10 protein-coding genes are annotated in these 14182 nt (G+C 69.2%); 5 read left to right on the top strand and 5 right to left on the bottom strand.

Annotated features, from left to right (window positions below; genetic code table 11):
* Positions 1–56 precede the first annotated feature (56 nt).
* Both T8T21_RS06520 and T8T21_RS06525 read left to right on the top strand, forming a co-directional pair.
* Complete coding sequence (locus tag T8T21_RS06520) at positions 57–1874, top strand: Y-family DNA polymerase (RefSeq protein WP_322337263.1); 1818 nt, start codon at positions 57–59, stop codon at positions 1872–1874.
* 3 nt (positions 1875–1877) lie between these two features.
* Positions 1878–5201 (top strand): error-prone DNA polymerase, encoded by a 3324-nt coding sequence (locus tag T8T21_RS06525; RefSeq protein ID WP_322337264.1) that lies wholly within the window; start codon positions 1878–1880, stop codon positions 5199–5201.
* 95 nt (positions 5202–5296) lie between these two features.
* On the opposite strand, the gene T8T21_RS06530 is transcribed toward T8T21_RS06525, so the two are convergent.
* The 4 genes from T8T21_RS06530 to T8T21_RS06545 form a co-directional block, all read right to left on the bottom strand.
* Positions 5297–6079: a gamma-glutamyl-gamma-aminobutyrate hydrolase family protein gene (locus tag T8T21_RS06530; protein ID WP_322337265.1), complete on the bottom strand. Its 783-nt coding sequence runs from the start codon at positions 6077–6079 to the stop codon at positions 5297–5299.
* A gap of 126 nt (positions 6080–6205) precedes the next feature.
* The gene (locus T8T21_RS06535; RefSeq protein ID WP_183474294.1) at positions 6206–6634 is read right to left on the bottom strand and encodes a GlcG/HbpS family heme-binding protein; all 429 of its coding nucleotides are present in this window, start codon (positions 6632–6634) and stop codon (positions 6206–6208) included.
* Entirely contained in the window at positions 6634–8802 is a 2169-nt protein-coding gene (locus tag T8T21_RS06540; RefSeq protein WP_322337266.1) for a malate synthase G, read from the bottom strand. The genes T8T21_RS06535 and T8T21_RS06540 overlap by 1 nt, the downstream gene beginning before the upstream one ends.
* A gap of 135 nt (positions 8803–8937) precedes the next feature.
* Positions 8938–9195 carry a hypothetical protein gene (locus T8T21_RS06545; protein WP_183474291.1) on the bottom strand — a complete coding sequence of 86 codons (258 nt, stop codon included), beginning with the start codon at positions 9193–9195 and terminating at the stop codon, positions 8938–8940.
* A gap of 122 nt (positions 9196–9317) precedes the next feature.
* On the opposite strand from T8T21_RS06545, the gene pepN reads away from it, so the two are divergent.
* The 3 genes from pepN to T8T21_RS06560 all read left to right on the top strand — a co-directional run bounded on the left by pepN (position 9318) and on the right by T8T21_RS06560 (position 13537).
* Complete coding sequence (gene pepN, locus T8T21_RS06550; RefSeq protein WP_322337267.1) at positions 9318–11861, top strand: aminopeptidase N; 2544 nt, start codon at positions 9318–9320, stop codon at positions 11859–11861.
* A gap of 91 nt (positions 11862–11952) precedes the next feature.
* Positions 11953–12513 carry a type 1 glutamine amidotransferase domain-containing protein gene (locus T8T21_RS06555; RefSeq protein ID WP_322337268.1) on the top strand — a complete coding sequence of 187 codons (561 nt, stop codon included), beginning with the start codon at positions 11953–11955 and terminating at the stop codon, positions 12511–12513.
* A gap of 160 nt (positions 12514–12673) precedes the next feature.
* A complete protein-coding gene (locus tag T8T21_RS06560) occupies positions 12674–13537 on the top strand; it encodes a lysophospholipid acyltransferase family protein (protein ID WP_322337269.1) in 864 nt (287 codons plus the stop codon).
* Between the two features lie 3 nt (positions 13538–13540).
* On the opposite strand, the gene T8T21_RS06565 is transcribed toward T8T21_RS06560, so the two are convergent.
* A complete protein-coding gene (locus tag T8T21_RS06565; protein WP_322337270.1) occupies positions 13541–14167 on the bottom strand; it encodes a transglycosylase SLT domain-containing protein in 627 nt (208 codons plus the stop codon).
* Positions 14168–14182: the final 15 nt, after the last annotated feature.

A 14182-nucleotide genomic window follows, 5' to 3' on the forward strand; every position in this document is an offset into this window, starting at 1 on the left:
GCGCCGCTTCCCGACAGGCCCGAGCGGTCGCGTCTCTCGCCAGAGAGACGACGACGATGACCGGCGGGGACAAGCTGCCTGTCCTCGCCTTCCGCGCGCCCCATATCGCCAAGGCCCGGCCCCGTGCCGCCAACCCGCGCCAGCTCGCGCGGGCCGCCGAGGCCTTGCGCCAGGCAACCGGCACCGCGCCGGAGCCTCGGCCCGCGCCCGCTCCCGGGCCGATACCTGCCGCGCCGGAGGACAGCTTCAGCCCCGTGGGCATCCCGCGAAGGCGACCCGGCCCCGCCGCCGCGCCGCCGGAGATCCGGCGCGGCGGTGCATCGGGCGGGACGGCATCCGATGATGGCGGCCCCGTGGCCCGGCGCATCCTGTCGCTGCATCTGCCCCGCTTCGCGGTCGAGCGCTGGCGCCACGAGGCCCTGCGGCGAGGCGAGGCACCCCCCGATGACCTTCCCTTCGCGCTCGCGCTCGAAGGCGCGCAGGGTCCGGTGATCCACACAGTGAATCCGGCCGCGCAGGCGCTGGGCATCGCGCCCGGCGCGCGGCTGGTGGACATGCGCGCGATCTGCCCCGAGCTGCGTGCCGCCTTCGCCGACCCGCGGGGCGACAAGGCGGCGCTTGGTCGTCTCATGCTCTGGGCCCGGCGGTGGTGCCCCTGGACCGCCATCGACGGCACCGACGCGCTGGTTATGGACGTCACCGGCTCGGACCATCTCTGGGGCGGCGAGGCCGCCATGCTGGAGGAGATCGCGGCGCGGCTCGCGGGGCTTGGCCTGACCTGCCGCGCGGCGATCGCGCCGACCCGGGGCGCGGCTTGGGCGCTGGCGCGCTTCGCACCTGGCCTCTGCCCCGCCGAGGAGCTGGCCACGCGCACCGACCCGCTGCCCGTGGCGGCGCTGCGGCTCGACGCGGCGACGATACGGACGCTCGATCGGCTGGGCCTCTCGACCATCGGCGCGCTGCGCGCCGTGCCGCGCCTGTCGCTGGCGCGGCGGTTCCGCGCGGGCTTGCCCGAGGCCGACCCGCTGCTGCGCCTCGACCAGCTTTCGGGCCGCACGCCCGAGCCGGTCGACAGCCCCGACGACCCGCCGCGCTTTGCGGTACAGGCCCGGCTGGCGGAGCCCGTGCTCGACCCGCTGCCGCACCTGCCGGAGTTGACGCGTGCCCTCTGCGCCGCGCTGGCTGCCGAAGGCTTCGGCGCGCGCCGGCTCGCGCTCGCGCTCTATCGGACCGATGGCGAGGTGGCGCAGGCGCAGGCCGCGACCTCGCGTCCCTCGCGCGATCCCGATCATCTGCTGCGGCTGTTCGACGGGCGGCTCGACCGGCTTGATCCGGGCTTCGGCTTCGACCTGGTCACGCTGGCCGCGCTGGTGGCCGAGGCGTTGCCCGACCGCCAGCGTCGCCTCGACCATGCGGCGGAGGATGCCGACGACTTGGCGCGGATGATCGACCGGCTCTCGGCGCGGTTCGGGCCGCAGACCCTGACCCGGCCGCTGCCCGCCCCCAGCCACATCCCCGAGCGGCAGGTGCTCTGGCGTCCGGCACTGCACGCCGTCTGCCGCCCCTTCGCGCCGCGCCTGCATCGCCCCTTGCGGCTGTTCGAGCCGCCCGAGGAGGTGCAGGTGCTCTACGCCGTGCCGGAAGGCCCGCCCGCGCAGTTCCTGTGGCGGCGCCAGCGGCTGCGCGTGGCGCGCTTCGCCGGCCCTGAGCGGATCGCACCCGAATGGTGGCGCGACCGCCCCGGCACCCGGCTGCGCGACTATTTCCGCATCGAGGACCAGACCGGTCGCCGCTTCTGGCTCTACCGTGAGGGCCTCTTGGGCGACGGGCGCGGGGCCGAGCCGCGCTGGTTCCTCCATGGCGCCTTTGCCTGAGCCATGCCCGAGACCGAGAAACATCCCCGGCGCGACGTGCCACAGCAGGCGGAGTTCCCGCCCAACCCGCCCAGCGCCTATGTGGAGCTGGGCCTTGCCACCTGCTTTTCCTTTCTGCGCGGCGCCTCGGATGCGGTGGATCTCGCAGTGCAGGGCTGGAGCCTGGGCTACGACGCGCTGGGCGTCGCCGACCTCAACACGCTGGCGGGTGTGGTGCGGATGCATGTCGCGGCGAAGCGGGTGAATGTCAGGCCGGTGATCGGTGCGCGCCTTGCGCTGGTCACCGGCGAGACGTTCCTCGCCTACCCCACTGACCGCGCCGCCTATGGCCGCCTCTCGGCGCTGCTGTCGAAGGCCAAGATGCGGGATGTCGAGGGCCGCTGGCAGAAGAAGGGGGTGAGCGACGTCACGCTCGACGACCTCGCGGATCATGCCGAGGGGTTGAAGCTGATCCTCGTGCCGCCCGCCGATCTGGCGGGGTTCGAGGCCACCCTGCCTCGCCTCGCCCGCCGTCTGCCGGCGCTGACCCATCTGGCCGCCGCGCATCTCTATCGCGGCGACGACCGCGCCCGGATCAACGCGCTCGAACGCATGGCCCGCGCCGTCGGGCTGGCGCTGATGGCCACCAACGAGGTGCTCTACCACGCGCCCGAACGCCGCCCGCTGCAGGACGTGATGACCTGCATCCGCGAGGGCGTGCCGCTGGCCGAGGCCGGGCCGCACCTCGCCCCCAATGCCGAGCGGCACCTCAAGTCGCCCCAGACGATGCAACGGCTCTTCGCCGAATGGCCGCAAGCCATCCGCGCCACGCGCGAGATCGCCGATGCCTGCCGCTTCGATCTCGAGGAGCTGGCCTACGAATACCCGCGCGAGGTGGTGCCCGAGGGGCGTGGCCCGCAGGACCACCTCGAAAAGCTGACATGGGAGGGGGCGGCGGCACGCTGGCCCGAGGGCATCCCGCCCGCCACCCGCGCCGTGCTGGAGAAGGAGCTCGCGATGATCGGCCGGCTCGACATCGCGCGCTACTTCCTCACCATCCATGACATCATCCGTTTCGCGCGCGAAACGGCCCAGCCGCCGATCCTGTGCCAGGGGCGCGGCTCGGCGGCGAACTCGGCCGTGTGCTTCGTGCTGGGCATCACCGCCGTCGACCCGGCGCAGCACCAGCTTCTGTTCGAGCGCTTCATCTCCGAGGAACGCCGCGAGCCGCCCGACATCGACGTCGATTTCGAGCATGAGCGCCGCGAGGAGGTGATCCAGCACATCTATGCCAAGTATGGCCGCGAACGCGCCGGGCTCTGCGCCACGGTGATCCATTACCGCCCGCGCTCGGCGATCCGCGAGGTGGGCAAGGTGATGGGGCTGTCGGAGGACGTGACCGGCGCGCTGGCCAAGACCGTCTGGGGCCACTGGGGCAGCGGCATCGCCGAGGAGAACGTGCGCGAGGCCGGGCTCGACCCGACCGATCCGCTGCTGCGCAAGGCGCTCCTGATCGCCGGGCAGCTGGTGGGCATGCCGCGCCATCTCTCCCAGCATGTCGGCGGCTTCATCCTGACCGAGAAACCACTGACCGAGACGGTCCCGATCGGCAATGGCGCGATGGCCGATCGCAGCTTCATCGAATGGGACAAGGACGACATCGACGCGCTGGGCATCCTGAAGGTCGACATCCTCGCGCTCGGTATGCTGACCTGCATCCGCAAGAGCCTCGATCTGGTGGCGGCGCATTGGGACCGGCGCGAGGATCTGGCCTCGATCCCGCGCGAGGATCCGCGCGTCTTCGACATGCTGTGCCGCGCCGACAGCCTCGGCGTGTTCCAGGTCGAGAGCCGGGCACAGATGAACATGCTGCCCCGGCTGCGCCCGCGCTCGTTCTACGACCTCGTAATCCAGGTCGCCATCGTCCGCCCCGGTCCAATCCAAGGCGACATGGTGCATCCCTATCTGCGCCGCCGCGCCGGCGAGGAGGCGGTCGAGTACCCCTCGCCCGGCCATCCGCATGATCCGGGGGAGCTGAAATCGATCCTCGGCCGGACGCTGGGCGTGCCAATCTTTCAGGAACAGGCGATGAAGATCGCCATCGACGCCGCGCGCTTCTCGCCCGCCGAGGCGAACGAGCTGCGCAAGGCGATGGCCACCTTCCGCTCGCGTGGCACGATTGCGCTTCTGCAGGAGAAGATGGTCGGGCGGATGGTCGCGCGCGGCTATGATGAGGATTTCGCCACGCGCTGCTTCGAGCAGATCAAGGGCTTCGGCGAATACGGCTTTCCCGAAAGCCATGCGGCGAGCTTCGCGCATCTGGTCTATGTCTCGTCATGGCTGAAATGCCATTTCCCCGGGGCCTTCGGCGCGGCGCTGCTGAACTCCCAGCCCATGGGCTTCTACGCGCCGGCGCAGATCGTGCGCGACATGCGCGAGCATGGAGTCGAGGTCAGGCCGGTGGACGTGAACATGTCCGAATGGGACTGCACGCTGGAGCCGGTCTCGTCGGGCGGCTTCGCGGTGCGGCTGGGGCTGCGGATGATCGGCGGGCTGGCAAGCGAGCTGGCGGCGCGGATCGTCGCGGCGCGCGATGCGCCCTACGAGACGCCCGAGGACCTCAAATCCCGCGCGGGCATCGGCGCGGCGGTGGTGCGGCGGCTGGCGGCGGCGGATGCGATGCGCTCGATGTTTCTCGACCGGCGGCAGGCGCTGTGGGAGGCACGTTCCTTGCGCGACGCGCCCGATCTGCCGCTGTTTCGCGAGGTACGCGACGAGGGGGCGGAGGTGCCGGTCGCCCTGCCCGCCATGCCGGTCTGCGAGCAGGTGGTGGCCGACTACCAGACGCTGCGCCTGTCGCTGAAGGCGCATCCCATGGCCTTCCTGCGCAAGAGCCTGCGCGCGCAAGGCTATGCCAGCGCCGCCGACCTGGCCCGCGCCGGCCAGGGCCAGCGGCTCAAGCTCGCCGGGCTGGTGCTGATCCGCCAGAAGCCGGGCAGCGCCAAGGGGGTGTGCTTCATCACGCTGGAAGACGAGACCGGCGTCGCCAACCTCGTGGTGTGGCCCAAGGTGATGACGCAGTTCCGGCGCGTAGTGATGCAGGCCCGGCTTCTGGTGGTGGAGGGTTACGTGCAGCGCGACGTGGAGATCGTGCATTTCGTTGCGCAACGGCTCGAGGACCGCTCGGACGCCCTCACCCGGCTTGCACCCGGAGGCCTCGTCCCCCCGCTGAGCCATGCGGATGCGGTCAAGAACCCGGTCCAAGGCTCCGCTCGCGGCAGCGGCGCACCTGCGAACGGGCATCCGCGCAACGCCCGCATCCTGCCGCCGAGCCGCGACTTCCACTGACCTTCAATGCCCGGAGAAACGCGCCCTAAGCGCACGCCTCCCCTTCACCATTCCTGAAATACGCAAATCCCCCGGCCACCGCCGGGCACAAGGCCTCAGGCGCTGCGCCGCGCCGATGTCGCGGGCTGCTTGCGCGCGGCCCAGTCGCGGGCCGCCTCGCCGAAGGCCTCGAACAGCGGACGCGACACCGGGTCGTCGCCGGCCTTCCATTCGGGATGCCATTGAACCGCCATGGTGAAGCCCGGCGCGCCTTCGACATAGAGCGCCTCGGGCGTGCCGTCGGGGGCATGGCCGTCGATCACGATGCGGCGGCCGGGGCGGTTCACCCCCTGCCCGTGCAGCGTGTTGGTCAACACCTCGCGCGCGCCGAAGAGCCGATGGAACGGGCCGCCCTCGGTCAGCGTCACGACATGGCGAAGCGCGAACTTCTCCTCGAGCGTGCCATCGGGCGGCATGCGGTGGTTGGTGCGCCCCGGCAGGTCGCGGATCTCCGGATGCAGCGAGCCGCCCATCGCCACGTTCACCTCCTGGAAACCGCGGCAGATGCCGAGGAAGGGCTGGCCACGCTCGACGCAGGCGCGCACCAGCGGCAGGGTGATGGCGTCGCGCGAACGGTCGAACGCCCCATGCGCGGGGGTCTCCGGCTCGCCGTATTCGTCGGGATGCACATTGGGCCGCCCACCGGTGAGCAGGAAGCCGTCGCAGACCTCGAGCAGTTCCTCGACCGAGACCAGCTTGGGATCGGCGGGGATCACCAGCGGCAGCCCGCCCGCGACCTGCGACACGGCCGAGGAGTTCATCGCGCCGCCGCCATGGGTGACGTAATGGCCGTCGATGACGTGGTTGTTGCCGATGATGCCGATGACGGGACGGGTCATGATCGCTCCGGTTGCTGCCCCTTACAGATATACAGCCGAACCCTTCGTGAAAAGCATCGCGCGGCCCGGGAAACCCGGGCCGCGCGCACATTCGCCGTCAATCACGGCACAATCGGGCGGTGACGCTCAGGCGTCGCCCTTGAGCCCTGCCGCGGCGATCCCCGCCAGCGCCGCCTCGGCGTCGTTGTCGGAGGTATCGCCGGTCACCCCGACCGCGCCAAGCACGGTGCCGTCCTCGCCGCGCACGATCACGCCGCCCGGGACCGGCACGACCTTGCCGCCGAAGGCGCCGTTGGCGGCGGTCATGAAGTAGTGCTGCGCCTCGGCACGGGCCATCTGCGCCGAACCGGGCATGCCCAGCATCACCGCGCCATAGGCCTTGCCCTCGGCGATCGCGTAACGGCCGGGCGACGCCCCGTCCTCGCGCTCGAAGGCGAGCGGGTGGCCACCGGCGTCGAGCACGATCACCGACATGGGCTTGAGCCCCATCTCATGCGCCTTGGCGAGGGTTTCGCGGATGATGGTGCGGGCGGCGTCGATGTTGAGCTTGGTCATCAGACGTTCTCCATGTTCTTCAGTTCGAGGCGACGGCGGTGCAGCACCGGCTCGGTGTAGCCGGAGGGCTGCTTGCGGCCTTCGAAGACGAGGTCGCAGGCCGCTTGGAAGGCGAGGCTGTCGAAATGCGGCGCCATCGGCTTGTAGGCCGGATCGCCCTCGTTCTGGCGGTCCACCACTTCGGCCATCTTCTTCATGGCCGTCATCACCTGCTCCTCGGAGACGACGCCATGATGCAGCCAGTTGGCCAGCGCTTGGGACGAGATCCGGCAGGTCGCGCGGTCCTCCATCAGGCCGACATCGTTGATGTCCAGCACCTTGGAGCAGCCGACGCCCTGATCGATCCAGCGCACCACGTAGCCGAGGATGCCCTGGGCGTTGTTCTCGATCTCGCGGGTGACCTCGGCGTCATCGAAGTTGCGCCCCGTCGCCAGCGGGATCGTCAGCAGGTCCTCGAGCGTGCCACGTGCACCGCCCTTGGCGATCTCCTCCTGCCGCGCCAGCACGTCGACATGGTGGTAATGCGTGGCATGCAGCGTCGCCGCGGTCGGCGACGGCACCCAGGCGCAGGTGGCACCGGCCTTGGGGTGGCCGATCTTCTGGTCGAGCATGTCGGCCATCCGGTCGGGCATCGCCCACATTCCCTTGCCGATCTGCGCCTTTCCCTTGAGACCGCAAGCCAGGCCGATATCGACGTTGCGGTCCTCATAGGCCTGGATCCAGGCCGAGGACTTCATCTCGCCCTTGGGCACCATCGGCCCGGCTTCCATCGAGGTGTGGATCTCGTCGCCGGTGCGATCGAGGAAACCGGTGTTGATGAAGGCCACCCGGTTCTTCGCGGCGCGGATGCACTCCTTGAGGTTGGCCGAGGTGCGGCGCTCCTCGTCCATGATGCCGAGCTTGACCGTGTATTGCGGCAGGCCGAGCATCTTCTCGACGGCGGTGAACATCTCGTCCGAGAGACGCACCTCGTCGGGGCCGTGCATCTTGGGCTTCACGATGTAGACCGAGCCACGGGTCGAGTTGCGCGGTCCTTGGTCCTTGTTGAGGTCGTGCATGGCGATCAGCACCGTGATCACCGCGTCCATCAGGCCCTCGGAGATCTCGCGCTCGTCATCCTTGCCGACGATCGCCGGGTTGGTCATCAGGTGGCCGACATTGCGCACCAGCATCAGCGAGCGGCCTTTGACCGTGCGGGTCGAGCCGTCGGGCGCGGTGTATTCCCGGTCGCCTTCCATGCGGCGGGTCATCTCCTCGCCGCCCTTCTGGAAGGTGGCCTGCAGCGTGCCCTGCATCAGGCCGAGCCAGTTGCGATAGGCCAGGACCTTGTCCTCGGCATCGACCGCGGCCACCGAATCCTCGCAGTCCATGATGGTCGAAACGGCGCTCTCGAGGCGGATGTCGGAGATACCGGCGCGGTCGGAGCCGCCGATCTGGCTCGACGGATCGACCACGATCTCGATCAGCAGGCCGTTCTTCTCCAGCAGCACGCGCAGATCCGCGCCGTCGCCGGTGCTCGAGCCCGCGAACTGCTCGGGCTCCTTGAGACCGTGCTCGGCGTCGCCCTTGCAGCCGACCAGCGTGCCGCCCTTGACCTCGAGCCGGTCGATCTCGGCCCAAGAGGTGCCGTCGAGCGGCGCGACCTCGTCGAGGTGCTTGCGGCCCCAGGCGATCACCTCGGCGCCACGCGCCTCGTCGTAACCCTTGCCCTGCGGCAGGCTGCCCAGCGCGTCGGTGCCGTAAAGCGCGTCATAGAGGCTGCCCCAGCGGGCGTTGGCGGCGTTGAGCGCGAACCGCGCATTGGTGATCGGCACGACGAGCTGCGGGCCCGGCGTATGGGCGATCTCGGGATCGGTGTTCTCGGTGCCGATCTCGAAATCGTCGCCCTCCGGCACGAGATAGCCGATCCCCTTGAGCATCTCGCGATATTCGGCTGGGTCGATCGGCTTGCCCTTGCGGGTCTGGTGCCAGGCGTCGATCTCGGCCTGCATCTTGGCCCGTACCGACAGCGCGTCGCGGATGCGCGGACCGAATTCCTGCGCCAGCGCGGCGAAGCCCTTCCAGAACTCGTCCGCGTCGATCCCCGTGCCCGGCAGCGCCTCTTCCTTGATGAATTCCACCAGCTCGGGGGCCACCATCAGCCCATGCTTGTCGATCCTCTCGGCCATCCGCCGTCTCCTCCTCAAACTGCGTTGCGCAATGGCTAGTCGATCCCCGCGGGAGCGGCAACTAGAAGCCTGTTGCATAAAAGGGGCGCGTGGCCCCGGCCCGCGCCCCCTTCCCTTTCCGTCGGGCGGCTCCGCTTACTGCTGTTCGGCGGTGCCCACGCTGTCGTTGATCTGCTCGGGCGCACCAACGATGTCTTCGCTTTCGGTCTCGACCTCGCCGCTGCCCACGGCTTCGACGGTGCTTTCGGCCTCGGGCTCGTTGCCCTGGCCGAAGCCGAGGAAGACCAGCAGCAGGATCAGTAGCACGCCGAACACCGCCACGATGGCCATGCCGGTCAGCGGTCCCTTGTGGCGTTTTTCCTGTTTCTCGACGTCTGTATGCGGGGCGGACATGGTGTCTCTCCTTGGCTGGGTGCCGTGCGGGCATCGACCCGACGGCGCGGGGCGCGCTTGAAGGCCCCCTGTCGTGGGCCTAACGTCCCGCCTGCCCCGAAGGTTCAGCGAAAGGTTTCGGCATGACGCAGCATGACCCCCGCACCGTGTTTTTGCGGGATTACACGCCGCCCGCCTATCTGGTGGAGGAGGTTCGGCTGACCTTCCGCCTCGCGCCGCACGCGACGCGGGTGCTCTCCGAAATCCGCTTCCGCCCCAACCCCGACGCGGCGGATCGCGACTTCTTCCTGCATGGCGAACAGCTGAAACTGGTCTCCGCCCATGTCGATGGCGCCCCGGTCACGCCCGAGCTGGTCGAGGGCGGCCTCAGGCTCGACGCGCCTGACGCGCCCTTCACCTTTGCCGCCGAGGTCGAGATCGACCCCGAGAACAACACCGCGCTCGAGGGGCTCTACCGCTCGAACGGCATGTATTGCACGCAGTGCGAGGCCGAGGGCTTTCGCAAGATCACCTTCTATCCCGACCGCCCCGACGTGATGGCGCCGTTCCACGTGCGCATCGAGAGCGACCTGCCGGTGCTGCTGTCGAACGGCAACGAGGTGGCGCGCGGCGAAGGCTTTGCCGAATGGTACGATCCCTGGCCCAAGCCGTCCTACCTCTTCGCCCTCGTGGCCGGCGACCTCGTCGCCCATGCCGACAGCTTCACCACCCGATCGGGGCGCGAGGTCGCGCTCAATGTCTGGGTGCGCGAGGCCGACATCGACAAATGCGCCTTCGCGATGGAGGCGCTCAAGAAATCGATGGAATGGGACGAGGAGGTCTATGGGCGCGAATACGACCTCGACCTGTTCAACATCGTCGCGGTGGACGATTTCAACATGGGCGCGATGGAGAACAAGGGGCTGAACATCTTCAACTCCTCGGCCGTGCTCGCCTCCCCCGAAACCGCGACCGATGCCGATTTCGAGCGGATCGAGGCGATCATCGCGCATGAATACTTCCACAATTGGACCGGCAACCGCGTCACCTGCCGCGACTGGTTCCAGCTCTGCCTGAAGGAAGGCCTCACGGTGTTCCGCGACCAGCAGTTCACCGGCGACATGCGTTCGCATCCGGTGAAACGCATCGACGACGCGATGCTGCTGCGCTCGGCCCAGTTCCGCGAAGACAACGGCCCGCTCGCCCATCCTGTCCGGCCCGAGAGCTTCGTCGAGATCAACAACTTCTACACCGTCACCGTCTATGAGAAGGGCGCCGAGATCGTCGGCATGCTCAAGCGGCTCGTGGGGGACGAGGGCTACAGGAAGGCACTCGACCTCTACTTCGAGCGCCATGACGGCCAGGCGGTGACGATCGAGGACTGGCTGAAGGCCTTCGAGGACGCCACCGGTCGGGACCTGTCGCAATTCGCGCGCTGGTATCATCAGGCCGGCACGCCGCGCGTGCATGTGGCCGAGGACTATGCCGACGGCACCTACACCCTGACGCTCTGTCAGGAGACGCCGCCCACCCCCGGCCAGGACGACAAGGCGCCGGTGGTGATCCCGGTCGCGGTGGGCCTTTTGAACCCGAATGGCGACGAGGTGGTCGCGACGCGGGTGCTGGAGCTGAGCGAGGCCGAGCAGAGCTTTGCCTTTGAGGGGCTCTCCACCCGGCCGGTGGCCTCGATCCTGCGCGGCTTCTCCGCCCCGGTGATCCTGCGCCACGAGCAGTCCGACGAGACCCGCGCCTTCCTGCTGGCGCATGACACCGACCCGTTCAACAAGTGGGAGGCGGGGCGCGACCTCGCCAGGACCGGCCTGCTGGCGATGATCCTGGACGGCGCCGGGCCGGATGCGGGCTATGTCGACGCGCTGGGCCAGGCGGTCTCTGACGAGGCGCTCGACCCGGCCTTCCGCGCGCGCCTGCTGGCCCTGCCGGGCGAGGACGAACTGGCGCAGGCGATCTTCGAGACCGGGACCGCGCCGGACCCGACCGCGATCCACGCGGCGCGCGAAGCGCTGCGTCGGGCCATCGCGGAGCGACTGGGCGACACGCTGTCCCGGCTCTACGAGACCCATCAGGTCACCGGCCCCTACAGCCCCGAGGCCAAGGATGCTGGCCGCCGGGCGCTCACCAATGCTGCCCTGTCGCTGCTGACGCTCACGCAGGGCGGCGACCGGGCGCGGGCGCAGTACCGCGTCGCCGACAACATGACCCAGCAGATCGCGGCGCTGGGCGCGTTGCTGGTCATTGGCGAGGGCGAAGCCGAACTGAAGGCCTTCGAGGAGCAGTGGCATCATGAGCGGCTGGTGATGAACAAATGGTTCGGCCTGCAGGTCGCGGCCGCCCGTCCCGAAGAGACCGCCGTCACCGCCGAGGCGCTGACGCGCCACCCGGCCTTCGATTGGAAGAACCCCAACCGTTTCCGCGCCGTGTTCGGCGCGCTGGCGGGCAACGCGGCGGGCTTTCACGATCCTTCGGGTGCGGGCTACAGGCTGCTCGCCGACTGGCTGCTGAAGCTCAACCCGCAGACCACCGCCCGGATGACGCAGGCCTTCTCGACCTGGAAGCGATACGACGAAGATCGCAAGCGCCTGATCCGGACCGAGCTGGAGCGGATCGCGGGCGCGCAGGGGCTCAGCCGCGACACCTCGGAGATGGTCGGGCGGATGCTGGCCGACTGACGGTGACGTGAGGGGGCGTCCCGGAACGCCCCCTCCCTCCTTTCGGTTTGGACCTCGAAGAATTCGAGCCGAGAACCGCAAGGAGACGGACATGACCGATATCAAAGACGCGAAGATCCTGATCATCGCCACCGATGGTTTCGAGAAATCCGAGTTGGAGGTGCCGCGCGACAAGCTGCGCGACGCCGGCGCCACGGTGCATGTGGCAAGCCCCGACGGCACCGCGATCACGAGCTGGGACGAGACCGATTGGGGCCCCGAGGCCGCGGTCGACCTGAAGATCGCGGACGCTAAGGCCGAGGACTATCATGCCATCGTGCTGCCGGGCGGCCAGATCAACCCCGACAAGCTGCGCACCGTGCCCGAAGCGGTGCAGCTGGTGAAGGACTTCACCCTCTCCGGCAAGATCGTCGCCGCCATCTGCCACGGGCCTTGGCTTCTGATCGAAGCCGACGTCGTGCGCGGACGCGAGGTGACGAGCTATCACTCGATCCGCACCGACCTGAAGAACGCGGGCGCCAATATCGTGGACAAGGAAGTGGCCACAGATCAGGGCATCGTGACGAGCCGCAACCCCGGCGATCTCGACGCCTTCGTGGCCAAGATCATCGAGGAAATCCGCGAAGGCCGTCATGAGAGGCAGGCCGCGTGACGACGTCGCGAGGGGCCGTGGCGAACCGGCGTCACGGCCCCGTTTCGGGCCCGGCGCAGGGCCGCCGCTTTCGCAACGATCCGGTCCGCGTCATTGCCAAAACGACCATGATGCCTCAAATGTCACGGAACCGCCGTGTGGGAATGGGTATTGAGGCTCCATGAAAGACCGCATCGACCCGCTGATCGCCGAACGTGCGCCTTGGATGTTCCGGCGGTCGCCCCTGATCCGGCCGTTGCGCGGTCTTCTGCATCTCGCTCTGAGCTATGACCGCACCGTGTCCATCGGTACGCGGCTGCAAGATGAGCCGACCCCACGGATCATGGGGGAGATGGGCGACATGCTGGCGCGGCACCTGACGGTGAACGGCCTCGACAACATTCCCCGGCATGGTCCGGCATTGATCGTTGCCAACCATCCCACCGGCATCGCCGACGGGATCATGCTCTACCATGTTCTCAAGACGATCCGGCCCGACCTCTTCATCTATGCCAATGGCGACATCTTGCGTGTTTTGCCGCAGATGGCGGACCTGATCGTGCCGGTCGAGTGGCGCAAGGAAAAGCGCAGCCACGCCAAGACCAAGGTGACGATGGACCTGACCCGTCAGGCGGTCGAGGACGAACGGCTCGGCGTGATCTTCCCTTCGGGGCGGCTGGCCAAGCGTCGCGGCCTGCGGCTGCACGAGCGGCCCTGGATGGCGTCGGCGGCGATGCTGGCGCGCAAATACGACCTGCCGGTGATCCCGGTGAACATCCGCGCCCGCAATTCGGCGCTGTTCTACCTGTTCGACCTGATCCACCCGACATTGCGTGACATCACGCTGTTCCACGAGATGCTCAACAAGGACCGTCAGCCCTATGTCGTGACGGTCGGCGAGGAGATCTCTCCGGCGGCGCTCCCGGCCAAGTCCGAGGAAGGCATCGAGATGCTGCGCAAGGCGACCTTGGCGCTGGGCGGCCGCGATGCACCGACAGTGAGCCTCGTACGTGCGACGCGACCGCTGCTGCGGACCCGCGCCTGAGCTTCAGGCCGGTCGCGCCTTGGGGCGCGGCACCCGCGCCAGCGGCGCGGGCCGACAGTAACTCTGCGAACGTGTCCATGCCGCCATTTCGGCGCGCATGGTCGGCTTGGTCATCGGCCCCCAATCGGCAGCGATCCCGGCCCGGCGGCCGCCGCTCAGCGCGACGGCGTTGTCCCGTTTGACGGTGCGGGCCATGATCCGGGCGGCGCAGCTCAGGTTGCGGACCGGGTCGCGCAGCGCCGCGCCGTCCCGTGCGACGCAGCCGTATCCGCGTGCCGTGCCGGGCAGGATCTGCAGCAGCCCGTGATAGAGCCCGCCCCCACCGACCGCGTCGGCCCGGTGCCGGCTCTCGAAGCGCGACAGCGCCGACATCACCCCTACCCAGAAGGCGCGACGCATCCGCGGCGGGTTGGCCGCGTAGGCCGGGCACCAATCGGCGATGTCGGCGGGCACGACTTCGGCCAGCTCAGCAGCCGGTCCCCGGAGCGCCGCCATCAGCCCACGGGTCCACAGCCCCGTGCCCTCGCGCCCGTCCCAGCGCGCCGCCGGCAGGAAAGGATCGCGCGCGCGGGGCCGCAGGGTGGCGACGCTGGACGGCGCGGGTGCGGCCAGCGTCATGGGCCGTGGCATCGGTCGCAATGTCGC

Source organism: Limimaricola variabilis (assembly GCF_034371605.1).
Taxonomy (GTDB): Bacteria; Pseudomonadota; Alphaproteobacteria; order Rhodobacterales; family Rhodobacteraceae; genus Limimaricola; species Limimaricola variabilis.

Bases quoted from the DNA above. Each gene is read 5' to 3' on its own strand.
- T8T21_RS06520 (WP_322337263.1), top strand. From the start codon at position 57: ATGACCGGCGGGGACAAGCTGCCTGTCCTCGCCTTCCGCGCGCCCCAT.
- T8T21_RS06525 (WP_322337264.1), top strand. From the start codon at position 1,878: ATGCCCGAGACCGAGAAACATCCCCGGCGCGACGTGCCACAGCAGGCG.
- T8T21_RS06530 (WP_322337265.1), bottom strand. From the start codon at position 6,079: ATGACCCGTCCCGTCATCGGCATCATCGGCAACAACCACGTCATCGAC.
- T8T21_RS06535 (WP_183474294.1), bottom strand. From the start codon at position 6,634: ATGACCAAGCTCAACATCGACGCCGCCCGCACCATCATCCGCGAAACC.
- T8T21_RS06540 (WP_322337266.1), bottom strand. From the start codon at position 8,802: ATGGCCGAGAGGATCGACAAGCATGGGCTGATGGTGGCCCCCGAGCTG.
- T8T21_RS06545 (WP_183474291.1), bottom strand. From the start codon at position 9,195: ATGTCCGCCCCGCATACAGACGTCGAGAAACAGGAAAAACGCCACAAG.
- pepN (WP_322337267.1), top strand. From the start codon at position 9,318: ATGACGCAGCATGACCCCCGCACCGTGTTTTTGCGGGATTACACGCCG.
- T8T21_RS06555 (WP_322337268.1), top strand. From the start codon at position 11,953: ATGACCGATATCAAAGACGCGAAGATCCTGATCATCGCCACCGATGGT.
- T8T21_RS06560 (WP_322337269.1), top strand. From the start codon at position 12,674: ATGAAAGACCGCATCGACCCGCTGATCGCCGAACGTGCGCCTTGGATG.
- T8T21_RS06565 (WP_322337270.1), bottom strand. From the start codon at position 14,167: ATGCCACGGCCCATGACGCTGGCCGCACCCGCGCCGTCCAGCGTCGCC.